The organism is Bradyrhizobium sp. 186 (assembly GCF_023101685.1).
Taxonomy (GTDB): domain Bacteria; phylum Pseudomonadota; class Alphaproteobacteria; order Rhizobiales; family Xanthobacteraceae; genus Bradyrhizobium.
Window position 1 is genome coordinate 3421352 of the sequence record NZ_CP082164.1, and the last position, 14942, is coordinate 3436293.

Sequence of the window (14942 nt, forward strand, 5' to 3'; positions counted from 1 at the left end):
GCGAACTGGAGCCCGTGATGTTTGCGGGTTTGTCGGACGACGACAATGAACTGGCGACCTTTGCGGCAATCCCGCGCGTCGGGGTCGTGAAGGACAGAGCCTTTGAACGTGATCATTCCGGGGTGCCGAACGCGCTCCTCGCCGGGATCGATTTCGCCGCTGCCGCCGCGTTTCGTTCGGCGAACATTGACGTTGTGTTTGAGCACGCGCGCTTTTTCGGCTGGCGGCTTCCGTTGCCTGTCGTTGCGTGGTTTCCGGACCTGCAGCACAGGAGTCTTCCCCATCTCTTTTCGAGGGCAGCGTGGTGGCGTCGCGAGATTGGTTTCCGCGCGCAGCTTGCGTCGGGACGTTCGATCATCCTGAGCAGCGAAAGCGCCCTTAATGACTGCAGGCGCTACTATGAGCGCGCTAGAAATCAAATGTCAGTCGTCAAATTCGCCAGTCGCCCGACCGATGACCTTCTTGCAGCGAATCCTCGCGAGATTATCCGTCTCTACGAGCTGCCTGAAGTATACTTCTATCTGCCCAATCAATTCTGGCGCCACAAGAATCATCGATTGGTTGTCGAAGCATTGACAATTTTGGCGGGCCGGGGGGTAAAGGCTGTCGTAGCGGTATCGGGTGGTCCCGACGAGCCGCCTGCGTACTTCAACAGTATCATGCGGGACATTGAGGAGCGCGGGCTCAAGGAAAACTTTCGCTACCTCGGTCTGATACCCCTCGCGCATGTTTATGCGCTACTCCGGTCGTGCCGGGCGCTCATAAACCCCTCGCGGTTCGAAGGCTGGAGCACGACGGTGGAAGAGGCGAAATCGTTAGAAGTGCCCATGATCGTATCGGACCTGGATGTGCATCGCGAACAGACCGGCGGCTCGGCCGCCTACTTCAATGTCGACGATGCGGCAGCTCTTGCCGGGTACCTGGCTGAAGCAGTGGCCAAAGACGAGCCGTTCCATGTGAGGCAGTTGGGATTCTCTGTCGAAAACCGGGTCGCCAAATTCGCCGAAGAGTTTGTCGATGCCATCAAGCGCGCTGCCGCAGCGAGCGCTGTGCCTTCACGGGGCGTCAAGTAAGAACGCCGTCGCGCCTGTCGGCGCTGACAGTTTTCGGCACAATGGCGCGAGATCGACGACCTCAAGTCCGTTTGACAGAGCGGCTGACGTCCATGGGCTCTTCGATCCGGAGGACATTCGTTACCTTTTGAGATAAAAGGAAGTCAGATCTAGCTTCCTGTCAACTCGTCAGGTGGCGAAACATCGTTTGCCTTCCCGGGTATTCGGGCCGCGCTAGAGTTCTCGTGACAGTCTGTTGAATTATGAAGAGGCATGCTTGGCATATTAGCAGAAGCAAGTTCATCACGGTACCATGTACATGCGCCGACGTGGCAATGATTGTAGTCGCTATTCCCACCGCTGCCGTAGCCCAACCCACATCAAGTCCGGCATAGGCGCCTATCGCAGCTCCAACTCGAACTCCGATATAGCCGCACACGACAGAACCTCCGATGATTGTACCAAGAAATCGCAAGCTCATACCTGTCCTCCTCAAGAGAGCTTCCTTCAGGGCTGTCACCCTATATTACCTTGTTGGTCACTTAACGTCATCCAGCAGCCGTCGTAAGATCTCCCGATACCGAAGCAATGAGGCTTGCGCGCTATATTTCATTGCAGAAGCGGCGGCCAAGCGGCCCCGGTCAATAGTTGCGCTGCGATCGGCCGCTGCTTGCAGTATCGTTTGAGCAAGAGCAACTGGATCCTCCGGGGGCACGACCCAGCCGATATCTTCCTCCATCACCGCGAGGCCGGCCTCGGAATTCGCTTCCGTACCGACGATGACGGCCCGCCCGACGGCGAGAAAATTGTAGAGGCGGCTCGGAATCGAAACGCCGGCGACGTTGTGCCGGTAGGGAATGACCCAGGCATCGGCTCCTGACAGGAATTCGGCGAGTTGGTCCTCCGGCACCGGCTCCCGCAGGGTGACGTTCTCGAGCTGCTCGGAGGCCTGAAGAGCCTTCAACTCCGCCCATCCGATTCCCCATCCGGAGAGAACGAAACGGATGTTCTTCTCGTTTCGCAACAGCCGTGCGGCTTCGAACACGGCGCGAGGCGCGTGTGTGAAGCCGAGATTGCCGCACAGCCCGACAACGAATTGCGAGGAATGGGCTTCTCTGAAGCGATTCGCCTGATCCGGCTCGCGGAAGCCGATCGGCAGCAATGTCCAGTTCGGCACGAAATGGATATTGTTCGCGCTCACGCCCCGGTAGCGCAGCAGAAGGGGAGGCACATCGCGGCCGATGACGAAAATCGCGCTCAAGGATCTGAAGAGCCACGCATTGGCGAAACGCAAGGCGCGTGCGACAGGCGATGTTCGCCGCGCAACGCCGGCTGCAACCAGCGCCTCCGGGTAGAGGTCGTAGATCAACAGCGCGGTTTTGGCACGTCGCAGCCTCGCCGCAAGCGTGATCGTATAGGGCAGCGTGAAGGGGCTCGTCACCGACATGACGACATCGCCCGCGCGCGCGCGCCGGTAGACCGCCCAGAACATCCGGATCGCCAGTGCCGAACTGGCGACGAGGCGCCTGCCAAGCGCGTGCTTGGGCGGCTTCCAGTTCGCGATCTCGACGACATCGAGCGCGGTTTCTCCAGCCGTTCGCTGTCCGGCCGAGCCCGCCGTTCCGGACAGAACGACCACCTTCATATCCGAGGCGATCGCCTGCGCAATCGCACCAAGATAGGTTGCCGTCGTGCTTTCGTCCGGCGGATAGAACTCGGTCGCAAGGATGAACGTAGGAGCCTCCTGCACGGCGCTACCCGTTCCGCACGAGCAGCGGCGTGATGAAGTCCCGCAGATTTCCACCCTGAAAAAGATAGCCGGACAATCCCGCGGCGCGCGCTGCGTCGATATCGGACGCCTTGTCGCCGACGACGAAGCTTTTGGCGACGTCGACGGGAAATCTGTTCAGAAGATCGATGATCATGCCGGGTTGTGGTTTCCGGCGGTCGCTTGTACGCCGATAGCGTTCGACCACTCCGTCCGGATGAAACGGGCAGTATTCGAAAGCATCAATCCGTGCGCCGTGGCCGGCCAACTGGCCGACCATCCAATCGTGCAGAATATGCAGGTCGGTCTCATCAAAGAAGCCCCTGGCCACGCCCGATTGGTTGGTTATGACAAAGGCGAAATATCCGGCATCGTTGACCGCCTTCACGGCTTCGATCGCGCCGTCGATCCAGACGAATTTGTCGATCTCGTACGCATACTCGTCGTCAACATTCAGAACGCCGTCACGGTCGAAAAAAACTGCCGGGCGCAGCATTTGGCCAGTGGCCGTATTTTCTTGATCTCTGGTCATTCCGGCCGTCGTCGTGGTCTTTTGAAGGTCGCGAGTTCCGAGTTCACCACTAACATGTTCCAGAACGGCCAGCTATCTCGATTGGATCGTAGCGCGGTCGTTGCCGGGGCCGACCCCGTGGGACGCGTATTGCGGCCCCCGGGCGTCCGTCCTGCGCCAGGGGGTTGACCAGAAACTCTTGATATGTCCAAGAAGGATCGCAAGGCCACGTTTACGTGGCACTTTATCGGCGTCGCGGCCGATTTTCACATATTGTGGGAACAAGGCAGAGAATGAGTAAACCGGTCGCTCTGATCACCGGCATCACCGGCCAGGACGGCGCCTATCTCGCCGAATACCTGTTGTCGCTGGGCTATGTCGTGCATGGCCTCAAGCGGCGCTCGTCCTCGTTCAACACGGCCCGTGTCGATCATCTCTACCAGGACCCGCATGTCGGCGACGTGCCGTTCCTGATGCATTACGGCGACATGACGGACTCAACCAATCTGATCCGCCTGGTCCAGCAGATCCGGCCGACCGAGATCTACAATCTCGCCGCCCAGAGCCACGTCGCCGTCAGCTTCGAAAGCCCGGAATACACCGCCAATGCCGACGCCATCGGCGTGCTGCGGCTGCTCGAGGCGATCCGCATCCTCGGCATGGAGAAGGAGACGCGGTTCTACCAGGCCTCGACCTCCGAGCTTTACGGTCTCGTCCAGCAGATCCCGCAGAAGGAGACCACGCCGTTCTATCCGCGCTCGCCTTATGGCGTGGCAAAACTCTACGGCTACTGGATCACGGTGAACTACCGCGAAGCCTACGGCATGTTCGCGAGCAACGGCATCCTGTTCAACCATGAGAGCCCGATCCGCGGCGAGACTTTTGTGACCCGCAAGATTACGCGCGGGGTCGCCCGTATCGAGGTCGGTCTGGAGAAGACGCTCTATCTCGGCAACCTCGAGGCCAAGCGCGACTGGGGTCATGCCAAGGACTATGTCGAAGGCATGCACAAGATCCTGCAGGCCGACAAGCCCGACGACTTCGTGCTCGCCACCGGCGAGATGCGCTCGGTGCGAGAGATGGTCGAGCTGTCGTTCGCGCAGGTCGGTCGCCGCATCGAGTGGCGCGGCGAGGGCGTCGACGAGACCGGCGTCGATGCCAAGAGCGGCAAGACCGTGGTGCGGATCGATCCGAGCTACTTCCGCCCGACCGAGGTCGATTTGCTCGTCGGTGATGCCAGCAAGGCGCGGCAGGTGCTCGGCTGGACGCCGAAGCGGACCTTTGCCCAGCTCGTCGAGGAAATGGTGGCGAGCGATCTGGCGGAGGCAAAACGGGACGCGGCCGGTGGCAAACGCACCGTTTGAGCTGACAGGCAAGACCGTCTACGTCGCCGGACATCGCGGCATGGTCGGCAGCGCGCTGGTGCGCCGCCTCGCGCGGGAGGACGTCAAGCTCGTCACGGTGGACCGGCGCGAGGTCGATCTCTGCAACCAGGCCGCCGTCTTCGACTGGTTCGCGAAGATGCGGCCGCAAGTCGTCTTCCTCGCTGCCGCCAAGGTCGGTGGCATCGTCGCCAACAACACGCTGCGCGCAGAGTTCATCTACCAGAATATCGCGATCGCGGCGAATGTGATCCACACCGCGCATCAGAGCGGCGCCGAAAAGCTGATGTTTCTGGGCTCGTCCTGCATCTATCCGAAGCTGGCGGCGCAGCCCTTGCGCGAGGACTCCGTGCTGACCGGCCCGCTGGAGCCGACCAACGAGCCCTATGCGATTGCCAAGATCGCCGGCATCAAGATGGCGGAGGCCTATCGCAGCCAGTACGGGTGCGACTTCATCAGCGTCATGCCCACCAATCTCTACGGCCCCGGCGACAATTATCATCCCGAATTGAGCCATGTGGTCGCCGCCCTGATCCGTCGCTTCCATGAGGCCAAGGTCGCAGGTGCGAGCAGCGTCGCGGTCTGGGGTACCGGCACTCCGCGGCGCGAGTTCCTCTATGTCGATGATATGGCGGATGCCTGCGTGCACCTGATGAAGACCTATTCGAGCACGGAGCTGATCAATATCGGCACCGGCGAGGACATCACCATCGCCGAGTTCGCGCGGGTCGTGGCAGAGGTCGTCGGTTACGGCGGCGAGATCACCTTCGACACGTCGCGTCCCGATGGAACACCGCGCAAGCTGCTCGACGTCAGCCGTCTCGCCAAGCTCGGCTGGCGCGCGCAGACTTCGCTCGAGGACGGAATCCGGCGAGCCTACGAAGCCTATTTGTCCAATGAATCCTTGTCGGCTGTTGCTGCTCAAGAGTCCCATTGAAAGGTGGCGCAGATCGGATCAGGTGCTTGTACCTGTGGTCCGCGCGAGCGATACAGGAGCTTTCCAATTCCGAGTTGATCGACTCAGGGGGGCTTATCAAATTGACGAGAGGGCATTGAGCAGAGACTCGCTATTCGTTCGCCAGCAGCGCAAGCTCAAGCGAGTTTTATCCTCCCACGCTAAGGCAATCCGAGCCAGCAGACAGGCGGCATCATGGAGTCGCCCGACCTCAGACGAGCTGCTCGTCCATTGAGATTTGAATTGCTTCCGCGATGCTGCCGGCGTCTGCACAAGCATGGGCAGCCCTGGCAAGTTTTTCCGCCTCTTTAAGCTTTGTGTGAATCTCGCAGAGGCAGCCTTGAATAGCAGGTTCGATGGTCTCCATCTTCATGATCGGGAGGCCTCGCCGGCTTGGCTCCGCAGCAGCGAAATTTGCCCCGCTCTCGATCGGATCCTCGGTTGGCCCGGAATAAAGTTGGGCAGGTCCTGCATTCGGCGGCGGTTGTTGATCTCCTTGAGCAAGAACAGTCGTCTAAGCTGCGCCGCGTTCATCAATGTCTCGAATAGCGCGAAGATCTCACGCGCCTGCACGTAAACCTCCAGGCTAACGGCGTGCTGATCGAAGCCGTATGATGCGAGACGCGCTTCGATTTCGTCCGCCGCAATAGGATCGAGGCGCCAATCGAGCGCGTTCTGAATGGTGTAGCGTTCACCGTCTTCTTTGAAGCTTGGCGCGATGCCGGCGACATCGATCCGACGAAGCGTCATCTCTATTGCTTTTTGACGATAGGATTCCAGCAGCTTGTGCCGCAAAATGCGGTAGCGCTGGAGCTCCCAGGACAGCTCCGCAACATCAATGGCAAGCAGCCACTCGATAGCCGATTGCGGCGCTATGTCTTGGAAGATTGCGGCCTGGAGCGCGCGATAGTGGTCGATGCTTTCTCCGGGCAGGAGTTGAGGAGCAGGACACAATGCCTGGAATTCGACCGGAATAGCGGGTGCGGCTGGCGGCGGGGCGTTGCTGAAGGGGCCGTTCATTAGCTTGTGGCCTCCAGCCGGGCCTGCGATGAAGCATCATAAGTGGCGATGTTTGGCTTGGCGGGGTCATGAATGGGACTCGTCGCCCATAACTCGTTGGCAACAGGCAAGGGCGATATCTGCATATCCATCCACCATGCCTTTTCGTTGCCATGCCGGTGGAGAGCCTGGTGGTGAGAACGGCATAACGGGACGGTGAATTCGTCGCTGACCTTGCGCCCGAGCGTTCGCGGCTGGGCGAACTTGAGGTGATGGGCGTCGGAGGGAGCCTGCTTGCAGACCAGGCAAGGCTGTTCGCGGACAAAAGCAAGGTGGGCCTTGCTTCGCTTGCGCGGAGGCTCCTTGGGGAAGGCGAGGCCCAGTCCGCTCTGATCCGCCGGCCCGTCGGGGCTTGGGCTAACGGCTTGGGGTCCCGAGGGCTCTTGCACCGGTCCCTGTCCCAGTGTGTGCCCAGCCTCGGATGGCGGCATATCGGCTTCGGTCTCAGGCCGAGCCACCTCCTCGAGCCTCATCTGATAGGCCGCCTCCAGGGCGCGGGCGTCGGCCTCCAGCAGCGTGTTCTTGAGGGGAAGGCTGGCTTTGGCCCAGGCCAAGAGGTTGTCGCTATCCCTTAAGGCCGCCAGCTCGGCTAGGAGGCGATCCCGCAGCTCAGCGGATTGCTGAGGCTTCAGGACCGCCGGTCGGTTCAAGACGGCTTTGGCGGGCTTTCCCTTTGAGCCCGCAGCCATCTGCGGCTCGGGGGCGGCGGGCGGTCCGGCGATCGCATCGGGGGCGTCGAGGTCGTCCTCACCGGCAATGCCAACGAGAGCGAACAGGGCGTAGCGGCGGGCATAGGTCAAGGAGGCGCCCATGCGATGCGGGGCCTCGACCTCCTTTGCGGCGCAGACCGGCCAATCGGACGAAATCCATTCGCCGGAGGCATGGGCCAGCAGGGTTGTGAGATGCACCTGGCCGCTACTGGAATCGATCCGCGTGGTCTGGACGGTGGCGATCTCCTGCTGGCTCAGCGTCTTGCGGACGATGTCCAGGCCGGAGGCCAAGGAGGCATAGCGGAAGGTCCGGTCGTCCTCCCGCGGGAAGGGGGACCGGATCACCGCCGTCAGAGTTTTTTCCGGGTTGGTAAGCTCGGCCTGCGCCCGAGCGAGGGCGCCCGCTATCGCCCCGATCCGCTCACTGGACTGATGCATCGGAGGCCTCCCACGCGAGAGCGTCAAAGCTGATGGCGCCCGACTTGGAGCGCTTGGCCTTGATTCCGTGGCCGATTGCCTCCTTGGCATCCTCGGGCATGAGCTTTTTCAACTCAGCCTTGGCAAGCTCGTGCTCCCCGTAGGCGTCCTTGGTGCGGAGATAGGTTGCAGCGAACTCGGCCCAGGCATTGGACGATGCCATGTCCACGACCTTGACGGCCTCCAGCCTTGGTCGCGGCGTTTCGATGTTGAAGAGCAGAGGCGGCTCGCCGCTCTGGACGCAGCGCCAGAACTTCTTCTCGGCGGTGAGGAGCAGATGCTGATAGAGCGGGTCGGCGTGAATCTTGATCTCGACCCATTTGCCGCCACCGGTGATGATCGAGAGGACGGACGACCGAGCGGCGACCACCCACATGTTATGCTGGAGCTGCGCCATGTGCTTCTCGGCAGCGGCCTCTTCCGTGAACGCCCATGGCAGCATGAACTTGGCCTCGAACACCGCGCCGGTCTGCTCGACCATGCCATCGAGCGTCGCCGCCATACATTTGTGCACGGGATGACGAACGCGCTTCTGGATATCAGCAATCGTTTGTCCGGTTGAACGTTGATACCAGGCGCGATTCAGGACCTCCGTGATCGTGCCGAGCTGGACGATGAGATTGTCCGAAAGGTCTTCTGGCGCGACCTCGCCGCGTTTTTCTTGCCAGAGGCGGGTGAGGTTGTCCTGATCATCACCCATGATGATGCGGGCATCCGAGCCGCCGATAAAATGGCGGCGGTCGTGCGCGTTGAACTTGATGATGTGATTGGGCGCATCGGCGCCGTTTGTTTGAACCGTTGTCACCGGTATCTCCTACGCAAGCAAAGCGGCATTACTTGCCGCACTGCCTGAAGCCCCGCGTGCGCGAGGCGAGATACTGGCGCTGGGATCAGGATTAGCGCCTGCTGGAATCAGTAACGCTCCAATTGCGCACGAATGCCAGTCCTTTCTGCAGCAAGATTATTGCTCGCTTTTAGCGATGAAAGTGGCGCCGATTGCCCGCCGCTTTCAGGGCAAAGGAGAAGGAACTTTAAATCGGCATCAAAGCGACAAAACGAAGCCAATCGGAACAGCGGGCATCAAGGTAGGCAAGACGGCGCGGAGGCAAAGTACGATCCTGCCGCAACGCGCTGCGTATTGAAAAGAAACGATGATTGTCGGAAGATATGGAGTGTGTTTCGGTTCAACTTGGGTAGTAGGACTTTATGCGTCCGGCAGTTTTTTGATCGCGATGGTGTCCTCAATGAGGATGATGGCTATGCTTTCGATCCGAATAAGATCCGTTGGGTGGAAGGAGCTCAGCAGGCCGTCAAGGCAGTCAATAATGCTGGCTATTTCGCGTTTGTCGTGACCAACCAATCAGGAATCGCCAGAGGATTTTACGAGGAGCAGCACGTTCTCAATCTGCACCAATGGATGTCGCGTGAGCTTGCTATTGTTGGTGCGCATATCGATGCGTTCGAATTTTGCCCCCATCATCCCGATGGTTTGATTGCGCGATACCGTGTCCTCTGCAGCTGCCGCAAGCCGCAACCCGGGCTGATCAAAGCATTGCTCGAGCGGTATCCGGTGGATGTTGCCGCTAGCTTCATGATCGGCGACAAGCAGAGCGATCTGGCTGCGGCCCACGCAGCGGGCATCTCAGCTTATCTGTTTGATGGATCGAACCTCCATGCGTTCATCGCGCCACTGTTGACAGATCGGTCCCCCGATGTCCCCGCACCGACCAGGGTTGCACAGGGGCCGTGCGGGACGGAGGATTGATGTCGATTTTGCGGAACGTTTGCTCAACCAATGAAACCAAGGGGCAAGTTGACGTCAAAGCAACAAATCAAAGCCAATCGGGCAAACGCAGCGAAGAGTACTGGCCCGCAAACAAGCGCTGGTAAAGCAGCATCAAGCCGCAACGCCTATCGGCATGGTTTATCTTGTTGGAACGAAGCCGCTGGTTCTGCTTCGGCCGGGTTCGATACAGCCCTTGCGGAGGAACTCAACGGCGTGTCAATGGAAGTCGCACTTCAAGATCTTGCTCAAGCCAGGAATCGACAGGATCGCCTCCGCGCTCTTAGGCTACATCTGATCATGGCCGTGATTGAGGGTGCTGACCGAACGCAAATGAGAGAACTGTCGGGGCTGGAGCGGTACGAGAAGGCTGCCCTTTCGCGGCAGCGACGCGGCCTCAAGCGCGTGAGGCGGTGCAACGGATGAGGACCACAAAGTGGGTAGGGACCGATCGCAGCGGGTCATTGCGCGGGCTAAATGGCTCGACCTGTGGCAGCACTGTTAGTATCTTCGAAGCCGTGGAGGCTACACGAACTTCATCTTCCCGCTGCTGGCTTTGGCCATCACGATCGGCCTTTTCGTGCTCTACGCGATGGTGCGACAGAACTGGCGTCGATCCTGGCCCGCCGAAAAGGTCCCTCGCTGGTCCGATTCCGATTTGAGATAGGAGCCTTAGCGACTTGCGCCGGCTTTCGGTGGGGCGAGCGACCGTACAAGCGTCCGCCGGTCGGCCATGTGCAACTGCATAGAAAGCCGAATGTGCGGTGACAAACTTTGCGAGCCGGCCAAGGCGTGTACTCATAAGTCCGCGATGTTCGCTTAATCCCAAACAGCGGCGCAGAAACGAACATTGCACTAGGAGCCTGTCCCGGTAATGGACTTGGGATCAAGCGAATCGAGTTCTGAGCGTTTTTTTGGAGACAAGTTTCTCCTTAGCGTGCTGCTGCGAGTTTTGTGAGGTTGTGGGCGGTGCAGATCATGGCCCATTCGGCTTTGACCTTGTCGATGCCGCGCAGGAGGAACTGGCGGAAGCCTCTTGCCTGCTTGATCTGGCCGAAGACGGGCTCGACGATCTGTTTTCGCAATCGATACCGGCTTCGATAGCCTGCGCGCTTGAGCTTTGTGCTCATTCTGGCGATCAGCGTGCCGGATTTGAGCTTCCTTTTTGCCGTGGCCGCCTTGGTGCCGTGCTTTTGCCGTCCAGTGGCGACGTAGCCCTCGATCCGGCGTCGAACGAGCGTGCGAAGATTGGCTTGCGAGCAATAGCCCGCATCGGCCGATGCTTCATCCGGGTTCGTCCCGAGATTGGCTTTGATGGCATCGAGCAAGGGTGCGAGTTGCGCCTGATCGCTCGGCGAGTTGGTCAGCGTGTGCGCCACGATGATCTGATGGGCGCCATCGACGGCGGCCTGTGCGTTGTAGCCCTGGATGAAGCCGTTTTTGGTCGGCATCACGCGGCTGTCGGGATCGGTGAAGTTGCGTTGCGCCTTGTCGCTCGGCTCTGCCGTGACAGGCTTGGACTTGCGTCCCGGCCGGCCCCTGCCGCCGTCGCCGGAGCCGTCGTCGTCCGGCTTCGAGGCGGCTTTGGTTTCGGCAGCAGCCTTGGCTTCGGCTTCCAGCGCGGCCTTGGCGGCCCGGATCTTCTCGAGCCGCTTCTCTTTATTGGCCATCCAGTCCGGCATCTCGTCGCCGCGCTTCAAGGCTCCGAACTGGCGGTCCTCGGCCTTGTCGGTCTGAGCGGCTTCGGCGAACCAGCGTTGGACTTCGGCAGCAAGCCTCGGTTCGGCCTCTTTCATCCGGCCATAGCTCATCGCCTTGTTGATCCCGGCATTGGCCTTGATCTTGGTGCCATCGAGCGCCACATGGCCAAGCTTCACAAGGCCGGCCTCGCGGCACAGCTTCAAGACCTGCCGGAACAGGCCCGATAGCGCGGCCAGATGGCGCTTGCGGAACTCGCTGATCGTGCGGAAGTCCGGACGCTGCATCCCCGTTACTGCCGCAAAATCCAGCCGCTCCTCGCAGCCCCGAGCGATCCTGCGCGACGAGTAGATCCCCTGGCTGTAAGCATAAAGCAGCAGCGCCACCATCATGCCAGGATGATAGGGCGGAAAGCCGCGCTCCTCGTCGTAGGCATCCATGATCGCCGACAGGTCCAAACCCGTGCGAACCGTGTCGCGAACAAAGTGGGCCACGTGCCCGGGAGGCACCAAATCCTGGACCGACGGCGGCAGCAGCCAAACCTGATCAACGTCCCAAGGACGAAATGTCTTGCTCATCCGCCGTTTGAATCACGACGCTTGTGCTTCGTCGAGAAAAATCCGATTACTCGGACAGGCTCCTAGGACCGAAAAGGGCCACACGCCTTGCGGGAGCAAGGCGTTCAAGTCTTGAAGACTGCTTTGGGCGGTTATCTTCCCCAGCGACTGACGTCGTAAACCAGGATATGATCAAACTCCGCCCGGCCGCTGCGGACGTCGTCTATCAGCTCGATCAACCCTTCGCGGCGGTGAATGCGAAGACCGCTCCGACCCTCGTCCGCGTAGGTGCGAATAATGATCAGATCGTGCTGCGCGGCATAAACGGCTATGGCAGCCGCCTGGTTTTGCGTCGAGTATCGCTGGTGGTCCGTAAAAATGCGCCGAGGAGAAGGCCGTAATTTCGTCTGAAGTCGCCATTGAGCTGGGCGATCTTCGACAGCTCGCTAGGCGCTTGGACTTCCTCTGCCATCCGGCTGCTCCTTCAACTTCGCAGGACCAGCACCCTATAAGCTCCTGTTTTGCCCGACGGGGCAAGTGGTTTCGGCAAATCGAAAGGGCCGCAAGTTCCGAGAATGTGGTGAGGGCGCGCAAACGCGCAAATTTGTGCGTGCTTCGTCAACGTCCTGGAGCCCCCTTTTTCTCAGAGCTACTATGGGCTAGTGATAAGCTATGCCGCGCAGTACGTACGGCAAATTGCCGAGCTCAGCAGACCTATCAGTAGTCAAGGACGGGCTGGCGCGAGGTCGTCGGATTGTTGTGACAGCTTCAGCAGGGCCTCGCCTAGGCGGTCGGCGCGGCATTGTTATTGGCCAAGGTTCGACCGCCAGCCAAGTCCAAGTTCTGCTGGATGGGTCCAAGCGCTACATCACCCTACATGCCCGCTACGTGGAAGTAGCACCGTCGAAGACGCGAGAAAGCTAGTTGCGGCTTGCGGATGCGAAGTCACGTGCGGTCAGCTCGAACTCAAGATCAGTGATCCGCTCGAAGATGCGAGCAGCGCGTTGGCCGTCCGTCCCATTAGAGTTATCCCAACGGTGGTCGCCTGCCTAACGCGGATCTTTCAGGTCAAATTCGCCCCTGCCTTGCAAAGGCTGAGCGGCTTCTTTGCCGGGCAGCGTCCAAGCTGACATAAGCGATTGTCAGATATTGCCTCGTTGGAAGTAGCCGTTTTCGGTTCGAGAAAAAGATGAAACAAGTGCTCGCTATTGTGGTGATACTACTTCTGCCGATAACGAGCCCGAACGCTGGATCAACGATCGTCGGCGCCGGCTCTCAGTCTTGCACCGCCTGGACGAACAGAAACAAGAACCCTGTCGTGAAGGGAGCCTTTGAATCCTGGGTCATGGGCTTCATCAGCGGGCTCAATGTCAGTGGTGACAGAGAAATTGTTGGCGGCGGCGATTTCACCGCGATTGTTGCTTGGATGGACCGGCGCTGCAAATCCAATTCTTCAGATCAAATTGGGGTTGCAGCTCTTGATCTAGCGATGGAACTAGCCGGCAACGCAGCGAAGCGCTAACGTTGTCGGACCCGCCGGTATCCGGCGTAGCAGACTCAAACCGGGCATCGCCTCAGGCCGAAAAGGGGCCATAAACGGACCCGAACGGCCGCCGGTGGCACGTTGGCCGAGGGCCGCTAGCGCGGCAGCACAATCGGTCTATCTGCCTCGGGCTGGGTTCGCGCGAGGGCGGCGATGGCAGTCACGTTTGGCGACGTGGCGCTGGTTTCGCAGTGATGCGCAGCTTGTTGAGCGGGCGCACGAGAAGCATGTCCACCAGCTATTTTGTCTTGGCTTGCACGAGCCGCCGAAACAGCTTGACCGGATCGACACCCATCGCCTCCGCGATGGTGATGAATTCAATCACGTCGAGACGGCGTTCCCCGCCTTCGAATTTGGCTATGAAGGACTGCGGTTTGCCGAGCTTCTTGGCGAGCGCCTGCTGTCGGATGCCGGCCTTATGTCGCGTTGCGACAAGAAGCGCGATGAGGCGGGCATAGTCGGCGGATTTGAGAGATTTTTCCATGGCCGCCGGGCGCGTCTCGATTCGGCGGCCGTCAATCTGATCCTGGAAGCGGATTATCCCAAAAAAGGATAATATTAACCGCCGGTTGCGATGCTGGTCTGGAGGCGGGAGGTTCGCGCTGGACTTCCGCCGCGAACCGAGCGCACTGGCATGCTATGATTCAGATACAGCGAATGGGCTCCCAGGCGGCTCCACATTCCGAGGCTTCGAGCCTCCGCGAACAGGCGCTGTCTCATTTCTTGCTCTGGCAGCTCACGGCAGCGCGCTGGCGGGCCGGACGCCATGATCTCGAGGTGTTGAAGGGCGAGGTCGACCGGGGAGGATACGACCTCGTATTGGAGGCGGGCGGGATAATCCGTCACGTGCAGCTCAAATCCAGCATTGTGGGTTCTACGGTGCGGGAGGTCAGCGTGTGCACCAGGCTTTCGGAGAAGCCGAGCGGTTGCGTGGTTTGGCTTGAGGTCGACCGCTGCACGTTGGAGGTTGAGCGCTATCTCTGGTTCGGCGGTCCGCCCGGAGTTCGATTGCCCGCGCTGGGCTCGCGGGTCAGTCGGCATTCACGGGCCAACAGCAGGGGCGAAAAGGCCGAGCGGCCGCTGCATCGGCAGCTCGGCAAATCCTGCTTCGAGTTTGTTGGAGGCGCCGACGAACTAGTGGTTCATCACAGTGATTTTGACGTTTTGATACCGAGCCATTCGAGGATCGGCAAGCTTTCCGGCGGCACGAGGATTTCGATGCTTCTGGGGACGCCAGGTTGACGGCGAATGAAACCGTTTCGTTCGAGGGTGACGATCATCTGGTGGACCGAAGGCGGGCTGACGCGGAAATGGCGCTGCATGTCGGTTTCGGCGGGTGGGCGTCCGAACATGTGCGCGTAGGTGTAGATAAAGGCCAGGTAGTGTCCCTGCTTCTCCGTGAAGTGCGTGCCTGATTTTTGACTCATCGCTGGATTCGTCCCGGCCT

General features: G+C 60.0%; 15 protein-coding genes. 5 read left to right on the forward strand and 10 right to left on the reverse strand.

Annotated elements, in window-relative coordinates; all coding sequences use genetic code 11:
* The first annotated feature begins 17 nt into the window (after positions 1–17).
* Positions 18–1073, forward strand: a complete 1056-nt coding sequence (locus tag IVB18_RS16325) for a glycosyltransferase family 1 protein (protein ID WP_247990063.1) — start codon at positions 18–20, stop codon at positions 1071–1073.
* A gap of 517 nt (positions 1074–1590) precedes the next feature.
* Here the strand turns inward: IVB18_RS16325 and IVB18_RS16330 are convergent.
* Together IVB18_RS16330 and IVB18_RS16335 are read right to left on the reverse strand one after the other, a co-directional pair.
* Positions 1591–2802, reverse strand: a complete 1212-nt coding sequence (locus IVB18_RS16330; protein WP_247990064.1) for a glycosyltransferase family 4 protein — start codon at positions 2800–2802, stop codon at positions 1591–1593.
* Positions 2803–2806: 4 nt separating this feature from the next.
* The gene (locus IVB18_RS16335) at positions 2807–3316 is read right to left on the reverse strand and encodes an HAD family hydrolase (RefSeq protein WP_247990065.1); all 510 of its coding nucleotides are present in this window, start codon (positions 3314–3316) and stop codon (positions 2807–2809) included.
* Positions 3317–3624: 308 nt separating this feature from the next.
* On the opposite strand from IVB18_RS16335, the gene gmd reads away from it, so the two are divergent.
* Both gmd and IVB18_RS16345 read left to right on the forward strand, forming a co-directional pair.
* A complete protein-coding gene (gmd, locus tag IVB18_RS16340; RefSeq protein ID WP_247990066.1) occupies positions 3625–4695 on the forward strand; it encodes a GDP-mannose 4,6-dehydratase in 1071 nt (356 codons plus the stop codon).
* On the forward strand, positions 4676–5650 hold the full coding sequence (locus IVB18_RS16345) for a GDP-L-fucose synthase (RefSeq protein WP_276581218.1): 975 nt from the start codon (positions 4676–4678) through the stop codon (positions 5648–5650). The genes gmd and IVB18_RS16345 overlap by 20 nt, the downstream gene beginning before the upstream one ends.
* 229 nt (positions 5651–5879) lie before the next feature.
* Here the strand turns inward: IVB18_RS16345 and IVB18_RS16350 are convergent, their stop codons facing one another.
* Genes IVB18_RS16350 through IVB18_RS16365 form a run of 4 tightly spaced genes read right to left on the reverse strand, consistent with a single transcriptional unit; the run spans position 5880 to position 8719 of the window.
* The gene (locus IVB18_RS16350; protein ID WP_247990067.1) at positions 5880–6041 is read right to left on the reverse strand and encodes a hypothetical protein; all 162 of its coding nucleotides are present in this window, start codon (positions 6039–6041) and stop codon (positions 5880–5882) included.
* Positions 6038–6688: a hypothetical protein gene (locus tag IVB18_RS16355; protein WP_247990068.1), complete on the reverse strand. Its 651-nt coding sequence runs from the start codon at positions 6686–6688 to the stop codon at positions 6038–6040. The genes IVB18_RS16350 and IVB18_RS16355 overlap by 4 nt, the downstream gene beginning before the upstream one ends.
* On the reverse strand, positions 6688–7875 hold the full coding sequence (locus IVB18_RS16360) for an ERF family protein (RefSeq protein WP_247990069.1): 1188 nt from the start codon (positions 7873–7875) through the stop codon (positions 6688–6690). The genes IVB18_RS16355 and IVB18_RS16360 overlap by 1 nt, the downstream gene beginning before the upstream one ends.
* Positions 7859–8719 (reverse strand): YqaJ viral recombinase family protein, encoded by an 861-nt coding sequence (locus tag IVB18_RS16365; protein ID WP_247990070.1) that lies wholly within the window; start codon positions 8717–8719, stop codon positions 7859–7861. Before IVB18_RS16365 ends, IVB18_RS16360 begins: the two co-directional genes overlap by 17 nt.
* A 132-nt stretch (positions 8720–8851) precedes the next feature.
* On the opposite strand from IVB18_RS16365, the gene IVB18_RS16370 reads away from it, so the two are divergent.
* Positions 8852–9679: an HAD family hydrolase gene (locus tag IVB18_RS16370; protein ID WP_346732640.1), complete on the forward strand. Its 828-nt coding sequence runs from the start codon at positions 8852–8854 to the stop codon at positions 9677–9679.
* A 950-nt stretch (positions 9680–10629) separates the two neighbouring features.
* Here IVB18_RS16370 and IVB18_RS16375 read toward each other — a convergent pair.
* A complete protein-coding gene (locus IVB18_RS16375) occupies positions 10630–11973 on the reverse strand; it encodes an IS1182 family transposase (RefSeq protein ID WP_247985020.1) in 1344 nt (447 codons plus the stop codon).
* A 131-nt stretch (positions 11974–12104) separates the two neighbouring features.
* Entirely contained in the window at positions 12105–12332 is a 228-nt protein-coding gene (locus IVB18_RS16380; protein WP_346732668.1) for a recombinase family protein, read from the reverse strand.
* Positions 12333–13141: 809 nt separating this feature from the next.
* Between IVB18_RS16380 and IVB18_RS16385 the strand changes: the two genes are divergently transcribed.
* Positions 13142–13474 (forward strand): hypothetical protein, encoded by a 333-nt coding sequence (locus IVB18_RS16385; protein WP_247990071.1) that lies wholly within the window; start codon positions 13142–13144, stop codon positions 13472–13474.
* Positions 13475–13733: 259 nt separating this feature from the next.
* Here IVB18_RS16385 and IVB18_RS16390 read toward each other — a convergent pair whose 3' ends face one another.
* Positions 13734–13979: a helix-turn-helix transcriptional regulator gene (locus IVB18_RS16390; protein ID WP_247990072.1), complete on the reverse strand. Its 246-nt coding sequence runs from the start codon at positions 13977–13979 to the stop codon at positions 13734–13736.
* Positions 13980–14640: 661 nt separating this feature from the next.
* Entirely contained in the window at positions 14641–14922 is a 282-nt protein-coding gene (locus IVB18_RS16395; protein ID WP_247983521.1) for a helix-turn-helix domain-containing protein, read from the reverse strand.
* Positions 14923–14942 lie beyond the last annotated feature (20 nt).

Bases quoted from the DNA above. Each gene is read 5' to 3' on its own strand.
- IVB18_RS16325 (WP_247990063.1), top strand. From the start codon at position 18: ATGTTTGCGGGTTTGTCGGACGACGACAATGAACTGGCGACCTTTGCG.
- IVB18_RS16335 (WP_247990065.1), bottom strand. From the start codon at position 3,316: ATGCTGCGCCCGGCAGTTTTTTTCGACCGTGACGGCGTTCTGAATGTT.
- gmd (WP_247990066.1), top strand. From the start codon at position 3,625: ATGAGTAAACCGGTCGCTCTGATCACCGGCATCACCGGCCAGGACGGC.
- IVB18_RS16350 (WP_247990067.1), bottom strand. From the start codon at position 6,041: ATGAAGATGGAGACCATCGAACCTGCTATTCAAGGCTGCCTCTGCGAG.
- IVB18_RS16355 (WP_247990068.1), bottom strand. From the start codon at position 6,688: ATGAACGGCCCCTTCAGCAACGCCCCGCCGCCAGCCGCACCCGCTATT.
- IVB18_RS16360 (WP_247990069.1), bottom strand. From the start codon at position 7,875: ATGCATCAGTCCAGTGAGCGGATCGGGGCGATAGCGGGCGCCCTCGCT.
- IVB18_RS16370 (WP_346732640.1), top strand. From the start codon at position 8,852: ATGCCAGTCCTTTCTGCAGCAAGATTATTGCTCGCTTTTAGCGATGAA.
- IVB18_RS16375 (WP_247985020.1), bottom strand. From the start codon at position 11,973: ATGAGCAAGACATTTCGTCCTTGGGACGTTGATCAGGTTTGGCTGCTG.
- IVB18_RS16385 (WP_247990071.1), top strand. From the start codon at position 13,142: ATGAAACAAGTGCTCGCTATTGTGGTGATACTACTTCTGCCGATAACG.
- IVB18_RS16390 (WP_247990072.1), bottom strand. From the start codon at position 13,979: ATGGAAAAATCTCTCAAATCCGCCGACTATGCCCGCCTCATCGCGCTT.
- IVB18_RS16395 (WP_247983521.1), bottom strand. From the start codon at position 14,922: ATGAGTCAAAAATCAGGCACGCACTTCACGGAGAAGCAGGGACACTAC.